Genomic DNA, 23,789 nt, shown 5'->3' with positions numbered 1-23,789 from the left:
TGATCAATATTCATTCTTTTTTTATAAAACATATTTTCGCATATACGGAAGATTATATTCGTAATTATGAATATAAGAAATAAAATTTTATTTTTTCCTAAAATGATATTGACAAATCAGAGTATCGGGAGTTATAATCATAATTGTACAGAATAGCGAATATAATTCGCAAATACGGATAAGAGAGGAGAGAGAAATATGGGGTTATCCGAAGCTGCAACTGAGAAGTTGCTTGTGATTGCTGATAAGATTAGTAATCAAAAACACATGAGCTCAATTAAGAATGCTTTTACAACTTTGATGCCTGTCATTATTACAGGGGCATTCTGTACGCTTGTGACAAATGTAATTTGTTCTACAACAACTGATGGTATTTCTCTTGCTAAAGTGCCAGGTATGGCATGGCTGGAAGTACTTTCACCAATCTTTAGTGCTGCTAACTATGCAACATTAAACTTTTTTACAGTAGGGGCTGTTATTCTTATTGGTCTAGAATTAGGTAAAAAGAATGGTATTAATACTTATGCACCTGCTATTGTCGCATTATGTTCATTCGTCGCTTGTTGTCCAACATTTGTTAATTTTACTTTAGAAGATGGAAGCATTATACAAGTTGCCGATGTATTAGGAAAAGATTATACAGCTGCTAAGGGATTGTTCTTAGGTATGGTTATTGCCATGTTATCAGTAGAATTATTCTCTTGGATTGTTAAATCTGGTAAATTAAAAATTAATATGCCTGATACAGTACCACCAAATGTTTCAAATTCATTTAACGTATTATTCCCAGTTATGTTGACAATCATCGTATGTTCAGCAGTTAACTTTGGAATTAATCAATTAACTGGTATGACTTTATATGACATTATTTATACAATGTTACAAAAACCATTGGAAGCAGTTATGCAAGGTCTACCTGGATTATTAATCTTGATGTTAGTTGCACAATTATTCTGGGTTATTGGTATTCATGGTAATCAGATTATTAAACCAGTACGTGAACCATTATTAAATGCAGCTATTATAGCTAATACTGATATGGTTAACTCTGGAATCACTGATCGTAGTCAATTAAATATTATTAATATGTCTTATTGGGATACTTATATGTCTATGGGTGGTTCTGGTGTAACTATTGGTTTAATTGTAGCTATTTTCCTTTTCTGTAAACGTGAAGATTATAAATCAGTTGCAAAATTGTCATTAGCTCCTGGTATTTTCAATATCAATGAAACAATGACATTTGGTTTACCAATTATGTTAAACCCAATTTTAGCAATTCCATTTATTATTACACCATTAGTTACAGGAAGCATTGCTTATTTCTTGACTGTGATTGGATTTGCTGATGTATTGGTATATGCTATTCCTTGGACAACACCACCAATTTTAAGTGCTTGGTTAGCATCTGGTGGAAGTATTACATGTATTATTACACAGTTAATTTGTATTGCTGTTTCTATTCTTATTTATATTCCATTTGTTATTGCAGCAAACAAACAAGCAAAAGCTCAAGAACAATAAATGTTATAAAATACAACCACCCTTCAGGGTGGTTTGTATTCCATGTAAGCCTATGTTATGATTGTTATGAAGGGGTGATTTCATGAAACTCAATAGAACATTATTAAGAGCGATAGATATATTAGAATTATTATCTAAAAATAAAGATGGTTATACTTTAGCTCAAATTGCCAATATTTTGGATTCTCCAAAATCAAGTATTTTTGATATTCTTAAAACTTTATTGTATAAAAACATGATTTTAGAAGATACCCAGACAGGCATAACAAAATATAAGATAGGCCTACAATCCTTTTTGATAGGAAGTAGTTTTATCAATGATATGGATATTGTCAGTGTTGCTAAAAATGATTTAATAGATTTAGCCAATAAGATGCATGCCACAACATTTATGGCTGTTTTAGATGATTTTAAAGTCACTTATATTTATAAATATGAGTCTGTACATAGTGTCATTACAACAGCGAATATAGGAACACGAAATCCTTTGCATAGTACGGGTTTAGGAAAAGTTTTGTTAGCTTTTTCCGGTGAAGAAATGTTAAAAGATGCTTTGAAAACAATGACTTATGAACCGATTACACCTTATACAATTACTTCACCAGAAAAGTTCTTTGATGAATTAAAACAGGTCAGAATTAATGGATATGCAATTGATGATCGTGAAAATTCATTATATCAATATTGTGCTGCAGCACCTTTAAGAAATCATGATGGTGAAGTGATTGCAGCTATCAGTTGTGTAGGGTTGTATGAAGAATTTACGGATTTAAGTGGATTAGGAAATATAGTGAAAGAAACAGCACGTACAATATCAAAAAGATTAGGATATAAGGAGGAGTAAGACATGAAAATGACATTTCGCTGGTATGGCAATGATGATCCTGTGACTTTAGATAAAATTAAACAAATTCCTAATGTAACAGGGGTTGTCAGTGCCATCTATGATATACCAGTTGGTGAAGTCTGGCCAGTGGAAAGAATCCAGCAGCTTGTTAGTGCAGTTCATCAAAAAGGATTAGAACTGGAAGTTATTGAAAGTGTGCCAGTGCATGAAGATATTAAATTAAAGCGTGGCGATTATCAAAGATATATTGATAATTATAAACAAACAATAAGAAACTTATCACAATGTGGAATCAAATGTATTTGTTATAATTTTATGCCTGTGTTTGACTGGACACGTTCATCTATTGACCATGAATTAGAAGATGGTTCAACAGCACTTGTTTATTATAAAAATGAAATTGATCAGTTAGACCCAACAAAATTAACTTTGCCAGGATGGGATGCTTCTTATTCTCCAGATGAAGTCAGTGAACTCATTCAAGCTTATCAGCAATTAGGAGAAGAAGGATTGTGGAAAAATTTAGAATATTTTATTCAAGAGATTATGCCCGTGGCGATAGCTTGTGATGTCAATATGGCTATTCATCCAGATGATCCACCTTGGTCTATATTTGGGATTACCCGCATTATCACATGTGAAAAGAATTTGGATCGTTTCTTAGCACTCTATGATGATACACATCATGGGTTAACATTGTGTAGTGGATCACTAGGTTGTACAAAGAAGAATGATATTCCAGCTTTAATTAGAAAATATGGAAAAATGAAAAGAATTCATTTTGCTCATGTGAGAAATGTAAAGATTTTAGAAGATGGTTCATTTGAAGAAAGTGCCCACTATGCAAAATGTGGTTCATTGGATATGGTTGATATCATGAAAGCCTATCTGGAAACAGATTTTCAAGGTTATATTAGACCTGATCATGGACGTATGATTTGGGGAGAAAAGGGGAAACCAGGATATGGATTATATGATCGTGCATTAGGAGCAATGTATCTTGGTGGTATTATTGATGGATTGAAAGGAAAATAAGCTTATGATGAAGAAAGTAAAATTACCTGATGATTTTTTCTTGGGTGCTGCGGCTAGTGCATGGCAAACGGAAGGCTGGACAGGTAAAAAAGATCATCAGGATTCATATATTGATTTATGGTATAAAGAAAATAAAAATGTCTGGCATAATGGTTATGGTCCAGCGATAGCGACTGATTATTATCATCGTTATAAAGAAGATATTTCTTATATGAAAGAAATAGGAATGAATTGTTATCGTACATCTTTAAACTGGTCACGTTTTTTAATAGACTATGAAAATGTGATTGTGGATGAAGATTATGCGCGTTATTATGATCAAATGCTTGATGAAATGATAGCCCAAGGTATTGAACCTATGATTTGTTTAGAACATTATGAAATACCTGGAGAATTATTTAAGAAATATGATGGTTTTGCGAGTAAACATGTTGTTGATTTGTTTGTAGAATATGCAAAAAAAGCCTTTGAAAGATATGGACATAAAGTGAAATACTGGTTTGCATTTAATGAACCCGTTGTTGTGCAAACACGTATTCATCTTGATGCTTTACGTTATCCTTTTTATCAAGATAGTCAGGCTTGGATGCAATGGAATTATAATAAAGCTTTAGCGACAAACATGGTTATGAAAGCCTATAAAGAAGGTGGTTATCAAGGAAAGTTTGGAACAATCATTAATGTAGAAACAGTTTATCCTAGAGGAAATAGTCCTCGTGACTTAGAAGCTGCAAATATGTATGATTTATTTTATAATCGTATTTTCTTAGACCCTGCAATTAAAGGACATTATGAAGAAGGTTTCTTTGATTTATTAAAAAAACATAATATTTTAATGGACTATACTCAAGAAGAATTGGATATTATGCAAAATAATACATTGGATTGGGTAGGAATTAATCTTTATCATCCAAATCGTGTTAAAGGTCGTACAACAGCTATACATCCAGATGCACCTTTCCATCCCGATTTCTATTATGAAGATTTTAATATGCCTGGTAAAAAGATGAATCCTCATCGTGGTTGGGAAATTTATCCAAAGATTATGTATGATATGGCTTTACGTATGAAAAATGAATATAATAATTTTGAATGGTTTGTGGCTGAAAGTGGTATGGGTGTAGAAAATGAAAAACAATATAAAAAAGATGGAATGATTCAAGATGATTATCGTATAGAGTTTATCAAAATGCATTTAGATTGGCTTATTCGTGGTATTGAAGAAGGTTCAAACTGTAAAGGTTATATGTTATGGGCTTTTACTGATAATGTTTCACCAATGAATGCATTTAAAAATAGATATGGATTAGTTGAAATTGATTTAGAAGATCAACGTAATAGACATTTAAAGAAATCTGCTTATTTTTACAAAGATTTAATTCAAACAAGAGAGTTTGAAATTGATGATGATGAAGATGTCAAATAAATAATAATGAAAAGAGGGATGAACAAAATGTTAAAGAGTCAAAAGCTAAGAGAAATGGCACCTGAGTTAGATCCTCTACGTTTAGGAACAGGTTGGAAATTAGAAGATTTATCAAAACCGCAAATTATCATTGAAAGTACATTTGGCGATAGTCATCCAGGTAGTGGTCATTTACTTGAACTTGTAGAAGAAGCCAGAAAAGGGATTGATGAAGCTGGTGGATATGGTGCCAGATATTTTACAACAGATATTTGTGATGGGGAGGCACAAGGACATGATGGGATTAATTATTCATTAGCTTCACGTGATATGATTGCGAATATGATTGAAATTCATGCCAATGCAACACCTTTTGATGGAGGTGTCTTTATTGCCAGCTGTGATAAAGGTATGCCAGCTCATTTAATGGGACTTGGACGTGTGAATATTCCATCTATTGTAGTGACAGGTGGTGTGATGGATGCTGGACCAGATTTATTGACACTCGAACAAATTGGTATGTATTCTGCACAATATGAGCGTGGTGAAATATCAAAGGAAAAATTTGAATTTTATAAACATCATGCCTGTCCATCATGTGGCGCATGTTCATTTATGGGAACGGCTTCAACAATGCAAATTATGGCAGAAGCTTTAGGATTGACATTGCCAGGAAGTGCCTTGCTTCCTGCCACAAGCAAAGATTTACGTGAATTTGCTTATCGTGCTGGAAAACAGGCTGTCTGGTTAGCAAAACATGATTTAAAACCAAGAGATATTGTGACGATGAAATCTTTTGAAAATGCGATTATGGTTCATGCTGCCATTTCTGGTTCAACAAATTCATTATTACATTTACCAGCTATTGCTAAGGAATTTGGCATTGAAATTGACTCTGATACGTTTGATCGTTTACATCGAGGAGCTCATTATTTATTAGATATTCGACCAGCTGGACGTTGGCCGGCACAATTCTTCTATTATGCTGGTGGTGTACCAATGATTATGGAACAAATTAAAAGCATGTTACATCTTGATGTGATGACAGTAACTGGAAAAACATTAGGAGAAAATTTAGAAGAACTCAAACAAACAGGATATTATGAAAAATGCTTCAAGAATTTAGAAAAGTATGGTATTCAAAGAGAAGATGTCATTCGTTCTTTTGATAATGCATTTGGTACAGATGGAAGTATTGCGATATTGAGAGGAAACTTAGCGCCTGAAGGAGCTGTTGTGAAACATACTGTTGTGCCTAAAGAAATGTTTGAAGCGACTTTGATTGCTAGACCATTTGATTGTGAAGAAGATGCTATTGCGGCTGTTTTATCACATAAGATTCAACCGGGTGATGCTGTCTTTATTCGTTATGAAGGTCCTCAAGGCAGTGGTATGCCAGAAATGTTTTATACAACAGAAGCGATTGCTTCTGATGAAAAATTAGGCGCTTCTATTGCTTTGATTACTGATGGACGTTTTTCTGGTGCTTCTAAAGGACCTGCTATTGGACATGTTTCTCCAGAGGCAGCTCAGGGAGGACCAATTGCTTTGGTCGAAGAAGGAGATTTAATTGAAATTAATATTCCTCAACGTATTTTAAGAATTTGTGGCATTCATGGACAAAAGATGAGTGAAGAAGATATTCAAAAAGTATTAGAGGAAAGAAGAAAGCATTTAAAACCATTTGTTAGTAAATATCAAGATGGTGTATTGAAAATCTTCTCTGAACATGCAGTTTCAGCTATGAAGGGTGGATATATGAAGTAATGGCAACTAAGAAAGTAAAGAAGGATAAAATGGATGGTTTGACAGAACGTCAAAAAAATATTATTCGTTTACGTCAAAAACTCAATGCACCTGATCCAGATGCTGTGCATGTATTTACACCTTATAAAATATTGACTTATGTCTTTGTGATTCTTTTTCCACCTTATGCTTTATATCGTATCTGGAAAAAGAATTCACCATTCAATAAACAAGAAAAATGGGTACAGACAATGGTTTGTGTGATTTATATGTTTGTTGTGATTGTTAATTTATGGGAGGTATATGGTTGATGAAAAAGTCAGAAGTATTAATGAAGTTAAGACAATGTGGGGCAGTTGCAGTCATTCGTGGTGATAGCTATGATGAAGGGTTGAATATTTCTAAAGCTTGTATTCAAGGTGGTTTAAAAGCCATTGAAATGGCTTATACAAATAGTCATGCTTCACAGATTATTCAAGATTTAAAAGAAATGTATAAAGATGATTTGGATGTTTTTGTAGGAGCTGGAACAGTTTTGGACGCTCCAACAGCTAGAAGTGCAATTCTTGCTGGAGCACAATATATTGTGTCACCATCATTTGATTATGATACAGCGATTTTATGTAATCGTTATGGTGTTCCTTATATTCCGGGTTGTATGACAATCAAAGAAATAGTCACAGCTATGGAAGCAGGAAGTGAAATGATTAAACTATTTCCAGGTAGTGCCTTTGGTCCAGGTTATATTGGAGCTATTAAATCACCTTTACCTCAAACATCTATTATGGTTACTGGTGGTGTCAAATTGGATAATGTCCAACAATGGTTCAATGCTGGTGTTGATGCGATTGGAGTTGGAGGCGAATTAAATAAACTCGGTGCTCAAGGGCAATTTGATGAAGTGACAAAAATAGCCGCTCAATATGTACAGGCAGTGAAAGAGGCTAGATAATATGAATGTTTTATGTATGGGAGAAACCTTATTAAGGTATTCTACAAAAAAGGGACATCGTTTTTCAGAACTTGATTTTCAAGTCCATGTCGGGGGTAGTGAAACCAATATTGCAGTTAATTTAGCTCAATATGGTTTTCATACATCTTTATTGACCAAACTTCCTCGTCATGCTTTGGGGGAAGCTGTGATTTCTTTCTTAAAGAGTTTTGGTGTAGATACATCAAAGATTTTAAGAAATGATATGCGTATAGGAAGTTATTTTTTAGAAAATGGCAGTGGGAACCGTGCCAGTCAAGTGATTTATGATCGCTGTTATAGTGCGATGACATCTTTAACGTCAGGTGACATTGATTTGAAACAATTATTTCAAAATGTTGATGTTTTTGTTGTTTCTGGGATTACGGTTGCTTTAAATCAAACAATTCAAGATATTGTGGTAGAAATGGTCAAATATTGCCGAGGAAATCATATTCTTGTTGTTTATGATAGTAATTATCGTGCTAAACTTTGGAGCATAGAAGCAGCTGGGCAAGCATTAAAACGTATACTACCTTATGTTGATATTTTATCAGCAGGTTATCTGGATGCCCAAAATTTATTAGGTATTTTAAGTCAAGCAGATACATTTGAACAGCGATTAGAAGATGTTTATGGACAAATGAAAGCATTGTATCCCCAATTACAATATATTGTATCTACAAAACGTGATATTTTATCAACGAGTGTTAATGAATTAACAGGTTATTTGTATCATGGAACATTACATATATCTAAGACTTATCATATTGATGATATTGTTGATCGTGTTGGTGGAGGAGATGCGTTTATTTCAGGTGTTTTATATGGTTTATTGCAACATAAAGATTTGATGTATAGTCTGGAATTTGGATGTTGTGCATCTGTTTTAAAGCATACAATACATGGTGATGTGAATCGCTTTACAGTATCTGAAATTGAAGATTTTATGTCTTGTGGAACTTCAAAAATAAATAGATAGGAGGATGAAGAATGAGTTTTCCAAAAGATTTTTTATGGGGTGGTGCGATTGCTGCGAATCAGGCAGAAGGTGCTTATCTTGAAGATGGTAAAGGTTTAACAACAGTAGATATGATTCCTCATGGTGAAAAAAGAATGTATGTCAAATTAGGAGATATGTATCCTGTTGAATTTATCGAGGGAGAAAATTATCCAAGTCATGAGGCTATTGATTTCTATCATCACTATAAAGAAGATATTGCTATGTTTGCCAAGATGGGATTTAAATGTTTTAGAACATCAATTTCATGGGCAAGAATCTATCCTGATGGTGAAGGGAAAGTTAATGAAGCGGGAATTGCTTTTTATAAAAGTATGTTTGAAGAATGTCGTAAATATGGCATTGAACCTTTGGTCACACTTTGTCATTTTGATGTGCCAATGGCATTAGTCAATAAATATGGATCTTTTAGAAGTCGTCATATGATTGATTGCTTTACACAATATGCACGTACATGTTTTGAAGCGTTTGATGGTTTAGTTAAATACTGGTTGACATTTAATGAAATCAATATTTTATTACATTCTCCTTTCTCTGGAGCAGGGATTGCATTTCAACCGGGAGAAAATCGTGAACAGGTGAAATATCAGGCTGCTCATCATGAACTTGTAGCAAGTGCTTTAGCGACAAAGATTGCTCACGAAGTCAATCCAGAAAATAAAGTGGGATGTATGTTAGCAGGTGGTCAATTCTATCCATATAGCTGTAATCCGGAAGATGTCTGGTTGGCTATGAATAAAGATCGTGAAAATCTTATGTTTATTGATGTTCAGGCAAGAGGTTATTATCCTAGCTATTCAAAGCGTGTTTTTAAGGAAAAGGGTATTGTTTTGGATATTCAAGAAGGAGATTTAGATATTTTAAAACAATATCCTGTAGATTTTGTATCATTTAGTTATTATCAATCAAGATGTGCCAGCAGTGATCCTTCATTAACGGCGACAGATGGAAATGTTGTGAAATCCGTTAAAAATCCTTATTTAAAAACAAGTGACTGGGGATGGCAAATTGATCCTTTAGGTTTACGTATTACTTTAAATACGTTATACGATCGTTATCAAAAACCATTATTTATTGTAGAAAATGGTTTAGGTGCTAAAGATGTCATTGAAGAAAATGGAACAATTCAAGATGATTATCGTATTGATTATTTAAGAGAACATATTAAAGCTATGAGTGATGCGATTGATGATGGTGTTGATTTAATAGGTTACACAACTTGGGGATGTATTGATCTTGTTTCAGCAAGTACAGGTGAAATGAGTAAACGTTATGGATTTATTTATGTAGATAAAGATGATGAAGGTCATGGGACATTAAAACGTATGAAAAAGAAATCTTTTGATTGGTATAAGAAAGTCATTGCAACAAATGGAGAAGATTTAGATTAAGTTATATTGAATGAGTCAACAGAAATGTTGGCTTTTTTTATTTTCGTATGCAAAAGTGGCAGACGAATAGTATTTTAATCATGTTCGCATTTCTCCTTATAAGTTGGTTTTTCCTTGATTTTACAGGCTTTCCCGTATTTCCCCATTTTAGGGAAACTTGCATATTTTGGCATATGTCAGCAGGTTTTTCCTCTGAAAAGTTGTAAAATAGGTTGTAAAACTCCCTTCCTATTTTACTACTTTACAACTCACCTAACTACATATTTTTTTTCATCTCTTTTTGAATATCTTCAAATCCTACATGAGTATAGGTGTTCGGCGTCACGCCGATATCCGAGTGCCCCATAATCTTCTGCAACGTCTTTGGGTTCATGCCCGACTTTGCCATATTGGAGCAAAAGGTATGACGGCAGACATGGGGCGTCACCTTTTATAAATGCTACTATTAATATGTACAAAAATGATCATATAAAAATGTACAAAATCAATTCAACATAATATAATAATTCAGTTTTTATTGGAGGTTATATTATGATTATGAATTTAACAGTCAATTCAAGTATTGAGATTAATTGCTTGCTTGATTTACCAAAATTGAAAGTATTAGTAGAGGAGTTAAAATTGAAAATAAATAAATCACAGATTGCCAGAGAGCTTGGTGTCGATAGAAGATTGATAGATAAATATATGAATGGTTATACTAAGCCAAAGAAAAGAGAAAGAAAAAGTAAGTTAGATAAATTTTATCAAATAATATATGACTTACTGATCAATCAAAATACTCAAGTTTTCTTTTATAAAAGAGTTTTATGGCAGTATCTAAAAGATAATCATGGATTAGAATGCTCAGCTTCACATTTTAGAAAGTGGATCAGTCAACATGAGGAATTCGATAAATACTTTAATGGCAGAACAAACAGGACAGTGAATGGTAAAGTTAGAAACAGTACTACAAATCATCAGTCAATCAAAAGAGAGACGGGTATGGGAGTTGAAGCACAATTAGACTGGAAGGAAAATATGCATTATACCTTAAATACAGGTGAAGTTATTGAATTAAATATCTTTGCACTTGTTTATTCCTATTCAAGATATAAAGTTAATTTTATTTCGCTTACAAAAAAGCAAGGTGCTCTATTCCATTATCTTGATCAGGCATTTGAAGCAGCAGGTGGTGTGCCTGACATTTTAAAAACCGATAATATGAAAACGGTTATGGATGAGGCAAGAACAGAATATTCGAGTGGAAAGGTCAATGCGAAGTTTCAACAATTTGCAAATGATTATGGCTTTGTAGTGAAACCATGTATTGCCGGAAAACCATGGAGTAAAGGAAAAGTTGAAGCACCAATGAAATTATGGGATGAACTATATGCCTATAATGGAAAATTAAACTATGCACAACTGAATGAAAAAGTAACGGAAATTAATGAAAGGCATAATTGCCAGGTGCACAGTGAAATAGGAAAAATTCCGAAGCTTCATATTCAAAAAAGAAAAAGATTTCTTATCCCCCCTTACCACAAGAAAAGATAAGAAATCAATATAAAATCACCATTAAACCAGTAAAAGTAGATTCACAAAGCTTATTTTCCTATAAAGGAAATAAATATTCCGCACCACCAGAATATATTGGTAAAACAGTGAAACTACAAATATTTGATGATTATATACATGTGCATTTTAACACAAAACTCATAACAATTCATCAAATATCTCAGTCAAAATACAATTATCATGAAGAGCATTATCAAAAAATATACGAAGTAAGTTTTAAAGATAGTTCGGATGAAATTAAACAACTAGCTAAGGAAAATTTAAATTTGATAGGAGAAATATACAATGAGTAGTACATATATGCAATTAAGAAATAACCTGAATTATTTGAAACTAAGTCAAATGAATGAAAATTTAGATGAGATATTGGATTACATAACTAAGAACAATCTATCCCTTACTGAAGGATTGATTAAATTGACCCAAATAGAAATCGATCATAGAGAAAAGAATACGATCAAATCAATGGTTAAAGTAGGAGCTTTTCCTCACCATAAAGAATTAAGGGATTTTGATTTTGATTTTCAATCATCAATTAATAAACAACAGATATTGGATTTTGAGACACTCAGATTCATTGAGAATTGTGAAAATATCGTATTTCTAGGTAATAGTGGTGTAGGTAAAACACACTTGGCTGTAAGTATAGGCATCGCCGCAGCAAAGCGTAGAAATAGTACATATTTCATCAAATGTCATGACCTTATTCAACAATTGAAGAAAGCAAATAATGAGAACAGATTGGAAGATCGACTTCGCCATTTTACCAAATATAAAGTATTGATCATAGATGAACTTGGCTATCTTCCAATTAATAAAGATGATGCGAAATTATTCTTTCAACTGATAGATAGACGTTATGAAAAAAGAAGCACGATATTAACTACAAATATCAATTTTAGTGAGTGGGATGAAGTTTTCTGTGATGCGGTAATGGCAAATGCCATTTTAGATAGAGTCCTTCATCACGCGCATGTGGTAACTATAACGGGTAAATCCTATCGGTTAAAAGATCATATGAAGCCAAACGAAGAGGAATCCTAATATTAAGAAGTATTCCTAGTTATATTGAACAGGAACATAATTGTACATCATAAATGATCATTTTTGTACAAAATTATATTGACATTTATACCTTTGGTATATCATTTTTGTCCAGATACAGAAAGCCCACTTTCCCGTCTATCATGGGTTCTGTCTTTGGCTTTTTGCGGTTCTCAATGATTTTGCGAAAACACTTTTTCACCTCGTCTGTCATAGGCACAATTGTAAGCTCTCTTGCAAATATGCTCGGACCTGTTTTAGGTGGACTTCTGTTTTCCCTTTTAGGATTGAACGCAATATTGTATATCAGCGCTGTCTGCTTCTTCTTATCGGCTGTTCTGGAAATTTTTATCCATATTCCTTTCACAAAACAGATGTCAGACACAACAGGAGTAAGGGTTGTCTTTTCTGATTTACAGACCAGCTTTCATTTTATTGCAAAAGAACAGCCTACAATATGGAAGTTATCTGCTGTTTATGCGTTCTGCTGTCTGCTGTTGACGTAACTAATGAACATTTCCGTTCCTGTTATCATTACGCAGGGGCTTGATTTCCCGATAAATGTTGCTAATCGCCTGTACGGGTATGCAGAAGGAGTAATTGCTGTCGGCAGTATTGCGGACGGTTTACTGGCTGGTCTGCTGGCAAAGAAGCTCACCCCTAAAGCAATTCGATACCTTACTTTTGGCTGTGCGTTTCCCATGTTTGTATGCGGTCTGGCATTACAGTTTATCCATTCCGCTATCATTGTATATATTATTGACGGCTAGTTGTGGTATTCTGATGACTTTGTCCTCTCTTTTCCAAATACAAATGATGACATATGTCCAACTTTTGAAACCTAATCATCAGATTGGAAAAGTGATTTCATGTGTTAACTGTATATGTATGTGTGCAAACCCTGTCGGTTCATTTCTCTATGGTATTGTATTTGAGCATATAGGCACACAGACATTTTTACTATTCTATATTGCCTCCTGCGTCGTTTTTTCCGTAGTGGTTATCTTTGGAAATTTTTTGCCAGTTTAGAGCATACCATTACAAAGTGCTTAAAAGGATAATACTCAAATGATGGCTATAAGGGGCTATGCCTATGGAATTATCTTCTTTCAAAGAAGCAATCCAAATGCAGTTTAATGGGCTAATGATAAAAACGATAAAAAGGTACATTGAAGCAAAAAAGAAAACAGCTTTCACGTTACAGTAAACACGAAGTGCTTTTCTGTGAACTGGGAAAATTATTACTAAATGAACACAAGCAACAACTACTGACAATTAAGCTTCATATTTGACAGAATTTCAAATCCTACGTTTTTCTATCCTTGTGCATAACGAGAAAATCAGTACAGTCTTAAAAGAATTGTCAGAGCGACAAAGGTCGTTTATCTTGCTGTATTATGATATGAGCGACAGAGAAATTGCAACTCTATATCACATCTCCTGTTCTGCTGTTGGCTATACTAGAAATAAAGGTCTGGAACGACTGAAAGTATTATTGAATGAGGAGTTGAGCGAATGAAAAAAGACTATGGCTATCTGGCTTATGAGCTAATTTGCAAAGCCTCTGGCGGTGACAATACTGCCATTGAAGAAATTCTGAATTTTTATGACGCTTATATTTCCAAATTGTGTTTGCACTCATTCTATCACGAGAATGGAAAGGTAAGCATGAAGGTAGATGAGGAATGGAAAGGCGAGATACAGACCGCTATGGTAAAGGCTATGTTGAAATTTGAACTCAAGATTAAGAAGTAACCTAAATATTAAAAGGGAGATACATAATTGTGGTATCTCTCTTTTTACAATGGCTGTCTATGCTGTTTTATTGTGCGGCGAGATTAACAAAAAGTTTACCTAATCCCTTATTCGTTATATAATACGTATATAGATATTGTAAAAAACAACACACCGCAGGATTTAGAGAGGTTTAGTAAATGAAAAAAAGTACTCTGGGAATAAATGTTATTAAATACGGGGAATTTCACACCTATTATCCTTTAAAATTCGATACCGATTTGTCCTTTGAAAATCTATGTACTGCTATTGCAGAAAGTTCCTTTGTTTTTAAAGAGGAATATAGTGAAAAAATCCTTCATGCATTAGGCGTGTCGTTAGCTCAGACTGTAGAAGAATTCAATCAAAATTATTCTTCTAGCGACTCCGCATACCTTAAAATACAAGATTTTGAAAAGTACAAATCAACTACTTCCTCCCCTCTTGATATAAAAAATCAAGAATTACGAATTGAACTTGATGATACCGGAAATTCTTTAAAAATTGCAGTAATTAATACAGAACTTGAAGCATTAGAAAATCGTATTAGACGTATACAAGATGAATATGAACACTCTTCTCAATATTATGGGCAATATTTTGTGAATTCACATGAACGGTTTCTTTTACTTCCATTGAAGATCGAACTTAATAGCAAAGAAAATGTCTGGCTTTTTGCTATATTATATGTTTTCTCAAATAAAATGGGAGTACTAAAATTAGAACTTCCTTTAATAAATGTTGACTCTAAACCCTTAAAAAATAATGAGGTTAATCAGTTTATTTCAAAAACACATTGCACATGGAAAGATGATTTTAGTTCAGTTAATACTTTAGATGAAATTTCAAAGTTCTATATTAATGATCTTCACAAAAAACTTAAAATTAGCATTTGGCAATATAATGATACTATAAATCATATCATCTTAGCGGACTTTGATGGAGTTCCGTCACAAATAAATAATATTCCGGATATTCTTCAAGAAGACATATTTCGTATTATTTGCGCTCCTGTGCCCGAAATGTCTTGTACATCATATAAAAAGGATGCCAAGGAATATTTATGCGACCATTCTTGGGGAAATCACAATGTAAAATATGTTTTAAAATCTACTGGTGGTTGCCTCTCATTTGTTGATCAAGCACTATTAGACTATGTTTGCGAAAAATTTAAGGATACATATAGAACCACCGTGTTAACTGAGAGTGACTATTTTTATATTTGTAATCAAATATCACGTGATTTACAAAATAATGCAGAATTAGCTTTACTGATTATTATTCTTAAAAAAGCAAATAACCATAATACAATTATCCAAAAAATTAACGCTCCCCAAAAATTAACAAAAATTCAAAATGAATACTGGGAAAACATTAAATTTATTTGTCAATTACAAGAGGGCTGTTATGGAAGTGTAAGTGAACAAATTTCTATTTTTGAAAATATGATGCCTTATTACACTAAACAAAAAATTACAGATACAAAGCTTTCCGCAATAGATAATATATTAAACAATAAACGTCAAGAACAGAATAATAACTTTCAAAATTTTATTGCTATTGGAGGGCTACTATTAGCGATTTTTTGGGGGTTACCATCCATATATGACACCTTAAAATTATTAAGGGATTTTTTTGCTTTTATTCCTCAAAACATCCCATATATTTCAATAAATAATTGTAGCATTTTTTTATGGTTAGTATTAAATGTTGCTATCCTCGTTCGTATTTTCAAAAAATAATTTTGCATTAAAATATAATATGCGGTAGTATTTTACAAAATATTGCCGCATATTATACACTGCATAATATAAATAAAGTTGAGCTTTAAATACCTGTTTTACTCTATCAAAAATCATATCGAAACATCTTTCAAAAGTTGTAAACTCGTTGTAAAACTCTCTTCTACCATTCAGAAACACGCATAAAATAAGGAAATTTAGTAAAACGGTAATTCCTGCCGTGATACCTGTTTTGATATATATTAAGCAGTTGGTTTTTATCATTAATTTGTGTATAATAAAATAATGAGGTGAGGAGATATGGAAACTTTTTATAAACAGGAAGACTTAGAAGTTTTTAGAAAGTGGGTTTATTATCAAGTTGTTTCTGATCCTCGTTTGACTTTAGAAAAATATGATTCAAGAACATATAAAATATATTATAAAAAAAGAATTGCTAGATTTGTTATTTGGCCGATTGGTATTGTAGAAGAAGCTATTACTGAAGGAGAAGAACTACTTTTTTATTTACATTATCAGTTTTATAATTTCCATTATGCAACTAATCTCTTTCATCGTATGATGGATAAACTCATGGAAGATGATCAACAGAGTTATCATATTTTATTATGTTGTAGTGGTGGAATGACAACAGGGTATTTTGCTCAAAAATTAAATAAGTATTGTCAATTGAATCATTTACCATATCACATTGATGCAACAGCCATTTATGAATTAGAAAATGTATATCAAAAATATGATTTCATTTTTATTGCACCACAATTAAGATATAAACAACATGAATTGTCTATGGAATTAAAACCTGTTCCAGTTTATAATGTTGCTCCAAGTTTGTTTGCAACTTATGATTGTCAAGCAATGATTGAAGAAATAGAAAAGAATATAGAGGATGGAAAGAATGAGTGAAAAAGAAAAAATGATGGCTGGTCATTTATACCAGCCTTATGATCAGGAATTATATCATGAAAGAGAAATTTGTAAACGAATGCTTTATGAATATAATCGTTATACACCTGTGCAAAAAGAAGAAAAGGATATTCTTTTAAAGAAACTGATGAATTGTAAGGGTGAGTTATGTATTGAACCACCTTTTTATTGTCAATATGGTTATCATATTACAGTGGGACTTAATTTTTATAGTGATGTGAATTTAACAATTTTAGATCAGGGACTTGTAGAAATTGGTGATCATGTTGTTTTTGGACCACATGTACAAATCTATACTGCATCATATCCATTTCATGAAGGACAAAGAATGCAGGGATTAGAATATACACGTCCTGTCAAAATTTATGATCATGTCTGGATTGGTGGGAATGTCACTATTTTACCAGGTGTTAAAATTAATCAAGGAGCAATTATTGGTGCTGGCAGTGTTGTCACCCATGATATTCCTCCCTATGTTATAGCGACTGGTAATCCTTGTCGTGTTCTCCGTTCTATTACTAAAGAAGATTTACATAAACAATGGTAGATTACATAATTTGAAATATCTTTTTACCCATTTTTAACATTTCTTAAAAAAGGATTTGTTAAAATAGCAGGGGAAGGTGAAAGAATGGATTATTTAGGATTGATGGGTCCGGGATTGTTTTTAGCAGTATTAGGTGTATTGAATCAAATGGAAAAGAAATAAGACTTTGTATAAAGAAAAAAGATTACAAGTTTAACCTGTAATCTTTTTTCTGTTATTATTTTTTGAAAGGATTGTACTTATTATAAACGACTAACATCCATCTCTCCAAATAACTTCCACCTTGTTCTTCTTCCTCACCATATCCGTATCTCTACGGACAAAAATATTATAACATTGTCTTTGTCGATAAAGCAAGAGTTTTTGTCAAAATATTAATGTTTATGGTGCAAATGTGAGAAATTGATCAATTCAATATGGTTTTGTTGAATAAAATCTTTGAGTTCATTTGATGTCAAAAGTTCCAGTTCTTTCATACGAGGTAAGTTGTAGCTTGACATATCATAGAGTCTTTGATCAAGATAAGCAGGATGACACATAAACTCTAAAGAACCAGAATGTGACTGTAAAACTTTTGTGACATATTGATAGTTAACATCTTCATTATACATCTTATCGTAAACAGGAATATAAGGATATGTATCTATAATCTGTTCACGTTGACGAATTGGAAGATCATATTCTTTGGCTAATCTTTTTGTGACTTCAATATGCCAAGGTAAGAGATGCACATGATGATGTGAGTCAATATGTGTTGGTTTATGACCTGCCATTTCAATAAATTTTTCAATCTGTGCTTTCCACTCACGATATAATTCTTCACTATCGCCATGAGGTTTTCCATCAGGGTAATCTTTTGGTCTTATAAAGTTTCCATTGGCATCAGTGTAAGAATGGGCTCCTTCAATAAGAGGGCGACCTACAGTTAAGACTAGATGAACGCCAACACCTAAATGCGGATAGTTCTGTGCTTGTTTTAAGGCAAAATGAGCATAAGGCATATTCATCATACAAGTTGTTGAAGTCACAATGCCTTGACTATGAGCAACCAATATTCCTATCGTATTTGCTTGTGTCATACCAAAGTCATCGGCATTAACGATTAATTGTTTTATCATAAAATGTACCTCCTGTATTATTATACTTGAAATCAAAATATCATGTCCCTTTTTTTCATATTCTTAAAATAAATCTTTGAGTATATAAGCAAGTTGCTATATAATAGAAAAGAAATCGAGGTGAACTCTCATGAATACAATTACAGGTTATACAGGATTATATGGAATTGTTGCTAATCCTATTAAACATTCCTTTTCACCGATGATGCACAATACGGCTTTTCAATATTTAGGTATTGATGATGTCTATTTAGCTTTTGAAGTCAAAAAAGAAGACTTTCCACAATTTATCACAAGTGCCAGGATATTACCTATCAAAGGTTTTAATGTATCCATGCCTTATAAAGTTGATATTTTACCTTATTTAGATGAATTAACACCTGAAGCTAAGTTATGTCATGCAGTGAATACAGTCAAAAATATCAATGGGAAGTTGATTGGTCATATCAGTGATGGTATTGGTTTTGTAAAGGCTTGTCAAGAAAAAGGATGGCATCTTTTTCAACAAAAAGTTGTGATTCTAGGCGCAGGAGGAGCTTGTCGAGCGATTGTAGTGGCTTTGGCACAATATGTCAGTGAAATTGTTATTTATAATCGTAGTCAAAAAGATTGGGTTCAGGAACTGAATCAACAATTGACATGTCCAATCACTTTGAAATCTTTAAGTGATTTAGAAAGTTTAAAAAAAGATTTACAGGAAAGTTATTTATTGATTCAAACGACGAATGTTGGTATGGCACCTGATGAGGATGAATGTTTAATAAAAGATGATACTTATTTACCTGAACATTTAAAAGTGGCTGATATTATCTATCATCCACAACAAACAAAATTATTAAAAATGGCTCAAAAACGAGGTCTTGATTTTATGAATGGCGAAGGAATGATTCTTTATCAAGGGGCTGAGTCTTTTAAATTTTGGACGAATCAAGAAATGCCTATAGAACAAGTGAAAAAAAGTTTAAAAATGGAGTGATGAAAATGAAAGAAATTATTGTAGCTTCTACAAATGAAGGAAAAATAAAAGAAATAGAAGCAATGCTCAATGAAATTGGTATTGAAGTCAAATCATTAAAAGATGTTTTTCATGAAGATATTGAAATTGAAGAAAATGGAAAAACATTTCAAGAAAATGCTTTGATTAAAGCACAGACAATTTGTGATCGTATCCATAAGCCTGTCTTAGCTGATGATTCAGGATTAGAAGTGGATGCCTTAAATGGGGCACCGGGTATTTATTCAGCGCGTTTTATGGGACATGATACAAGTTATGATGTGAAAAATCAATATATTATTGATGCAGTCAAAGGTAAAGAAAGAGGAGCACGATTTGTCTGTGCAATGGCTTTATGTATTCCTGATAGAGAACCTATTCTTATTGAAGAATATTTCAATGGAGAAATCTATGACCATATCGCTGGTGAAAACGGTTTTGGCTATGATCCTATTTTTTATGTACCAGAATTACATAAAACATCAGCTGAGTTATCCATGGAAGAAAAGAATCAATATTCACATCGTGCCAAAGCATTAAAAAAATTATATGATATTTTAAAGAATGAGGGGAATGCATAATGAATCATATTGTCTTAGTTCATCCGGCTATTCCACAAAATACAGGGAATATCATGCGTACCTGTGTAGCGACACATTCTAAGCTTCATTTGATTAAACCCTTAGGTTTTTCTTTAGATGATAAGCATATGAAAAGAGCTGGATTAGATTATATTAAAGATTTAGAAATGGAAATTTATGAAAACTGGGAAGATTTTGCCAGCAAGAATCAAGGAGATTATCATTTCTTTACACGTTATTCAAAACTTTGTTATAGTGATCAAAGTTATGTTTCTGATAATGATCAATATATTATCTTTGGACATGAACATGATGGTATTCCCCATGATATTTTAAAGAAGTATCTTGATCAATGTGTACGTATACCAATGGATTCAGGTGCCAGAAGTTTAAATTTATCAAATTGTGTTGCGATTGGTATTTATGAAGTTTTACGTCAACAAAATTATCCGGGTTTATCAAAAGTTGAGGTACAAAAAGGTGCAGATTTTATCTATAAAGAATAGAAAAAGTGATATTTTTTTAGCTTTATTATTGACAGTTTTTATTATCAGTCTTGCGGTGGTTATAACGGTTTTTTTTAAGCCTTTGTATTATTTTGATATTGATTATTTGCATATCAGTGAAACAACGGGTTTATCTGTTGATGTCATTCGTCATAATTATGATGTTTTGATTCAATATCAGAGTCTTTTTTATCAAGGTACATTAAATCTTCCAGACTTTGTGATGTCTAATAGTGGACGTATTCATTTTGAAGAAGTCAAAAGAATTTTTGAAATCATTCAAATCACATGTTTTGTGAGTGGTTTATGGTCTTTGATTATGGTTTATCGTCGTTTGAAACAAAAAGAATATCGTTTTTTAAGATTAACATCTTTATTCGCGATAGGTATTCCAACAGTCATTGGTTTTTTAGCAGCTATTGATTTTAATAAAGCTTTTGTGATTTTCCATCAAATTGTCTTTAGAAATGATTATTGGATTTTTAATGAAGCTACAGATCCTGTTATTACTATTTTACCAGAAGCCTTCTTTATGCATTGTTTTATGATGATTGTTGGTATTGTTATGGCTATAAGTGCAGGATTGTATGCTTATTATTGTATACAAAAGAAAAGAATTTTACAGAATACATAAAAACCTGTGATTTTTATATCACAGGTTTATAAAATATGACGTTTTTCTAATTCAGTTCTTAAATCAGCCTGATAAGGAAGATAAAGACCATGAATATGCAATTCTTCAGCCATTTTTATATTGGAAAGCATATCATCAATGAAAAGTGATTCTTCAGCTTGTAAATGATATCTTTGTAAAAGGAGCTGATAAATCTTTTGGTCAGGTTTAACAAGTTGTTCGTTGGCAGAAATGATGCCTCCTTCAAATAATTGAAAGAAGTCGTATCTTTGAAACATTGTTTGAATGGCTTCTTTATGAAAGTTAGATAAAAGATATAAATGATAACCTTTTTCTTTTAATTCTTTTACAATTTCTACATTTTTTTCTAAAGGTGTCATCATATGAGTCCAATTTTCCATCACAAAGATAATTTCATCATGATAATGAGGATGTTTTAAAGTTAATGATTCAATAGCATCTTGAATCATCATTGTACCCATATCTAATTCTATCCATTCATCACTAGAAAAGATAATCATCATCAAATCCCCCATTACAGAGGCATTGAAATGTTTTTGTAAATACTTTTCGGGTTGAAAATCTAAGAGGACATTGCCTATATCAAAAATAATATTTTTCATAAATTATTCTCCGTTCATATCAAATTCATATAATTCAATCATCATGTTCTTATATATTCTAGCATAGGAGGTTGCATAGATGAAAGCATTTTTAGAAAAATATCAAAGCTTAAAATATCTGATATATTTTTTTATTGCTTATATGATTGGCTTTATGATTTTAGAAAATCAAGATTTTTCACATATGATTATTACAGATACATGGATAGATCAATATATTCCCTTTAATGAATATTTTGTTATTCCATATGTTTTATGGTTTGTATTTATGGTATTAGGTTTTGCTTATTTTGTCTTTATTGATCAATCTGGAGTCAAAAGAACCTACTTTTATTTGTTTCTAGGAATGAGTTCGTCTTTGCTTATTTATGCATTGATACCAACTGGACAAAATTTAAGAGTTCAGCTTTATAATGATAATATCTTTCAGTGTTTGGTGAGTTTTATTTATTCTGTTGATTCATCTACAAATGTCTGTCCAAGTATTCATGTTTATAATAGTGTCATGATGTGTGTATCTTTATTAAAAAGTCGCAAAATTAAACAACATACATGGTTATGTTTTTTGATTATTGTTTTAGCAATACTGATTTGTATGTCTACGGTTATGATTAAACAACATGCCTTTATGGATATTGTATGGGCATTAGTTTTAGCAATTGTGATTTATAGTATAGGAAAATGGAAATTTGATTATTAAGCAATCTATTATTATGGATTGCTTTTTTGTTGGTTATCGTATTATGAAAATAAATATAAGGTGACCAATATGCAAAAAGTGCAACTAACGTTTTATCTAATGGTGCCTTTATCATGACAGATTGGCAACCTAATAAACAGGCAACTTTTGAAAAAAATGAAGATTACTGGAATGCTGATGCAGTGAAAATTCAAAATTTGGTTATGAATTTAGTTCAGGATCCACAAACTGCTGCAACAAGTTTTGGTAGCGGTGAAACTGATTTTGCACCAATCAATTCTGAATTGGTTGATAAATATAAGAATGATGATTCTTATGTTTCATTTAATGAAGGTTATTTATTCTATCTTGAAATTAATGAAAAGAATACTGATTTAGCTAATAATAAAATTAGACAAGCTATTTCAATGGCTATAGATAGAGATGATTTGGCAAACAATATTTTAAAAGATGGTTCTAAAGCAGCAGCAGGATTTGTACCTAGAGAGTTATCAGTAAGTCCTTCTGGAAGTGATTTTAGAGATGATGCAGGTAATTACGATGTGACAACATATGATTTAGAAAAAGCACAACAATTATTTGCTGAAGGATTAAAAGAAATTGGTAAAGATTCAATTACTGTAAGATTGACTTATGGTACTGATGAATCACCAATGGATCAAATGGCTGAGTATTTACAAAACGCTCTTACAAAATTGGATGGATTCAACGTTGAAATGGTTGCAACAACAAAACAAGATAGAATCTATAACAAAATGGCTAATGGTGAATTTGACATTGCATGTACACGTTGGGGACCAGATTATGGTGATCCTACAACATATTTAAACTTATTATTAGATGGAAATGCTAATAACTATGGTAAATATTATAGTAAAGATTATGAAGATGTAATGGCAAAAGTTTCAACTGAAGCAGATGCTACAACACGTTGGCAATATATGATTGATGCTGAAAAGATTATTATGGAAGACTTACCAAATATTCCAGTCTTTGAAAAAGGAACTTCAGCATTAGAAAATCAAAAAGTTTCTGGTTTGGTTCATAGACCAGTTGGTGTCCCTTATACATTTACTTATGTAGAAAAGGCAGAATAAAACAATT

The 23,789-nt window shown here is 32.2% G+C and carries 23 protein-coding genes and 3 pseudogenes; 23 read left to right on the top strand and 3 right to left on the bottom strand.

Going from position 1 to position 23,789, the window contains the following annotated elements; all coding sequences use genetic code 11:
* The first annotated feature begins 198 nt into the window (after positions 1-198).
* From KEC48_RS09550 to ascB, 9 genes are all read left to right on the top strand, one after another.
* On the top strand, positions 199-1,524 hold the full coding sequence (locus tag KEC48_RS09550) for a PTS transporter subunit EIIC (RefSeq protein WP_211962073.1): 1,326 nt from the start codon (positions 199-201) through the stop codon (positions 1,522-1,524).
* Between the two features lie 82 nt (positions 1,525-1,606).
* Entirely contained in the window at positions 1,607-2,368 is a 762-nt protein-coding gene (locus KEC48_RS09545) for an IclR family transcriptional regulator (protein ID WP_211962072.1), read from the top strand.
* Positions 2,369-2,371: 3 nt separating this feature from the next.
* Complete coding sequence (uxuA, locus tag KEC48_RS09540) at positions 2,372-3,406, top strand: mannonate dehydratase (RefSeq protein ID WP_211962071.1); 1,035 nt, start codon at positions 2,372-2,374, stop codon at positions 3,404-3,406.
* A gap of 4 nt (positions 3,407-3,410) precedes the next feature.
* Complete coding sequence (locus KEC48_RS09535; RefSeq protein ID WP_249191339.1) at positions 3,411-4,832, top strand: glycoside hydrolase family 1 protein; 1,422 nt, start codon at positions 3,411-3,413, stop codon at positions 4,830-4,832.
* A 27-nt stretch (positions 4,833-4,859) separates the two neighbouring features.
* Positions 4,860-6,578: a dihydroxy-acid dehydratase gene (gene ilvD, locus KEC48_RS09530; protein ID WP_211962070.1), complete on the top strand. Its 1,719-nt coding sequence runs from the start codon at positions 4,860-4,862 to the stop codon at positions 6,576-6,578.
* Positions 6,578-6,868, top strand: a complete 291-nt coding sequence (locus KEC48_RS09525) for a hypothetical protein (RefSeq protein ID WP_211962069.1) — start codon at positions 6,578-6,580, stop codon at positions 6,866-6,868. Before ilvD ends, KEC48_RS09525 begins: the two co-directional genes overlap by 1 nt.
* A complete protein-coding gene (locus tag KEC48_RS09520; protein ID WP_211962068.1) occupies positions 6,868-7,509 on the top strand; it encodes a bifunctional 4-hydroxy-2-oxoglutarate aldolase/2-dehydro-3-deoxy-phosphogluconate aldolase in 642 nt (213 codons plus the stop codon). The genes KEC48_RS09525 and KEC48_RS09520 overlap by 1 nt, the downstream gene beginning before the upstream one ends.
* A 1-nt stretch (position 7,510) precedes the next feature.
* Positions 7,511-8,509, top strand: a complete 999-nt coding sequence (locus KEC48_RS09515; protein ID WP_211962067.1) for a sugar kinase — start codon at positions 7,511-7,513, stop codon at positions 8,507-8,509.
* An 11-nt stretch (positions 8,510-8,520) separates the two neighbouring features.
* Complete coding sequence (gene ascB / locus KEC48_RS09510) at positions 8,521-9,939, top strand: 6-phospho-beta-glucosidase (RefSeq protein WP_211962066.1); 1,419 nt, start codon at positions 8,521-8,523, stop codon at positions 9,937-9,939.
* 256 nt (positions 9,940-10,195) lie between these two features.
* On the opposite strand, the pseudogene KEC48_RS09505 reads toward ascB, so the two are convergent.
* Positions 10,196-10,369: pseudogene (locus KEC48_RS09505) on the bottom strand (tyrosine-type recombinase/integrase); the annotation flags it as partial.
* A gap of 101 nt (positions 10,370-10,470) precedes the next feature.
* Between KEC48_RS09505 and istA the strand changes: the two are divergent.
* The 8 genes and pseudogenes from istA to KEC48_RS09465 all read left to right on the top strand — a co-directional run bounded on the left by istA (position 10,471) and on the right by KEC48_RS09465 (position 17,529).
* Positions 10,471-11,785, top strand: a pseudogene (istA, locus tag KEC48_RS09500) (IS21 family transposase).
* On the top strand, positions 11,782-12,540 hold the full coding sequence (gene istB / locus KEC48_RS09495; protein WP_211962065.1) for an IS21-like element helper ATPase IstB: 759 nt from the start codon (positions 11,782-11,784) through the stop codon (positions 12,538-12,540). The pseudogene istA and the gene istB overlap by 4 nt, the downstream one beginning before the upstream one ends.
* Before the next feature lie 374 nt (positions 12,541-12,914).
* Entirely contained in the window at positions 12,915-13,046 is a 132-nt protein-coding gene (locus tag KEC48_RS16345; RefSeq protein ID WP_283092185.1) for a hypothetical protein, read from the top strand.
* A gap of 3 nt (positions 13,047-13,049) precedes the next feature.
* Positions 13,050-13,310: a hypothetical protein gene (locus tag KEC48_RS09490; protein ID WP_211962064.1), complete on the top strand. Its 261-nt coding sequence runs from the start codon at positions 13,050-13,052 to the stop codon at positions 13,308-13,310.
* 745 nt (positions 13,311-14,055) lie between these two features.
* Positions 14,056-14,295: a helix-turn-helix domain-containing protein gene (locus KEC48_RS09480; RefSeq protein WP_211962062.1), complete on the top strand. Its 240-nt coding sequence runs from the start codon at positions 14,056-14,058 to the stop codon at positions 14,293-14,295.
* Between the two features lie 179 nt (positions 14,296-14,474).
* The gene (locus KEC48_RS09475; protein ID WP_211962061.1) at positions 14,475-16,055 is read left to right on the top strand and encodes a hypothetical protein; all 1,581 of its coding nucleotides are present in this window, start codon (positions 14,475-14,477) and stop codon (positions 16,053-16,055) included.
* A gap of 300 nt (positions 16,056-16,355) precedes the next feature.
* Positions 16,356-16,961, top strand: a complete 606-nt coding sequence (locus KEC48_RS09470) for a hypothetical protein (protein ID WP_211962060.1) — start codon at positions 16,356-16,358, stop codon at positions 16,959-16,961.
* Complete coding sequence (locus KEC48_RS09465; RefSeq protein WP_211962059.1) at positions 16,954-17,529, top strand: sugar O-acetyltransferase; 576 nt, start codon at positions 16,954-16,956, stop codon at positions 17,527-17,529. Before KEC48_RS09470 ends, KEC48_RS09465 begins: the two co-directional genes overlap by 8 nt.
* Before the next feature lie 374 nt (positions 17,530-17,903).
* On the opposite strand, the gene chbG is transcribed toward KEC48_RS09465, so the two are convergent.
* A complete protein-coding gene (gene chbG / locus KEC48_RS09460; RefSeq protein WP_211962058.1) occupies positions 17,904-18,647 on the bottom strand; it encodes a chitin disaccharide deacetylase in 744 nt (247 codons plus the stop codon).
* A gap of 130 nt (positions 18,648-18,777) precedes the next feature.
* On the opposite strand from chbG, the gene aroE reads away from it, so the two are divergent.
* From aroE to KEC48_RS09440, 4 genes are read left to right on the top strand one after another with little or no spacing between them, the layout of a single operon-like run.
* On the top strand, positions 18,778-19,623 hold the full coding sequence (gene aroE / locus KEC48_RS09455; RefSeq protein ID WP_211962057.1) for a shikimate dehydrogenase: 846 nt from the start codon (positions 18,778-18,780) through the stop codon (positions 19,621-19,623).
* Positions 19,624-19,628: 5 nt separating this feature from the next.
* Complete coding sequence (locus tag KEC48_RS09450) at positions 19,629-20,222, top strand: XTP/dITP diphosphatase (protein WP_087359405.1); 594 nt, start codon at positions 19,629-19,631, stop codon at positions 20,220-20,222.
* Positions 20,222-20,728, top strand: a complete 507-nt coding sequence (locus tag KEC48_RS09445) for a tRNA (cytidine(34)-2'-O)-methyltransferase (RefSeq protein WP_211962056.1) — start codon at positions 20,222-20,224, stop codon at positions 20,726-20,728. Before KEC48_RS09450 ends, KEC48_RS09445 begins: the two co-directional genes overlap by 1 nt.
* Positions 20,703-21,362 carry a TIGR01906 family membrane protein gene (locus KEC48_RS09440; RefSeq protein ID WP_087359401.1) on the top strand — a complete coding sequence of 220 codons (660 nt, stop codon included), beginning with the start codon at positions 20,703-20,705 and terminating at the stop codon, positions 21,360-21,362. The genes KEC48_RS09445 and KEC48_RS09440 overlap by 26 nt, the downstream gene beginning before the upstream one ends.
* A gap of 26 nt (positions 21,363-21,388) precedes the next feature.
* Here the strand turns inward: KEC48_RS09440 and KEC48_RS09435 are convergent, their stop codons facing one another.
* Positions 21,389-21,985 carry an HAD family phosphatase gene (locus tag KEC48_RS09435; RefSeq protein ID WP_087359399.1) on the bottom strand — a complete coding sequence of 199 codons (597 nt, stop codon included), beginning with the start codon at positions 21,983-21,985 and terminating at the stop codon, positions 21,389-21,391.
* A 79-nt stretch (positions 21,986-22,064) separates the two neighbouring features.
* On the opposite strand from KEC48_RS09435, the gene KEC48_RS09430 reads away from it, so the two are divergent.
* Positions 22,065-22,685 carry a phosphatase PAP2 family protein gene (locus KEC48_RS09430; protein WP_087359397.1) on the top strand — a complete coding sequence of 207 codons (621 nt, stop codon included), beginning with the start codon at positions 22,065-22,067 and terminating at the stop codon, positions 22,683-22,685.
* Positions 22,686-22,759: 74 nt separating this feature from the next.
* Positions 22,760-23,782 (top strand): annotated as a pseudogene (locus KEC48_RS09425) (peptide ABC transporter substrate-binding protein); the annotation flags it as partial.
* Between the last annotated feature and the right edge of the window lie 7 nt (positions 23,783-23,789).

Origin of the sequence: Clostridium sp. C1 (assembly GCF_018223625.1) — a bacterium.
Lineage (GTDB): Bacteria > Bacillota_I > Bacilli_A > Erysipelotrichales > Coprobacillaceae > Allocoprobacillus.
Note: the sequence above shows the minus strand (reverse complement) of the source record. Positions and strands in the feature narration are given on the sequence as shown.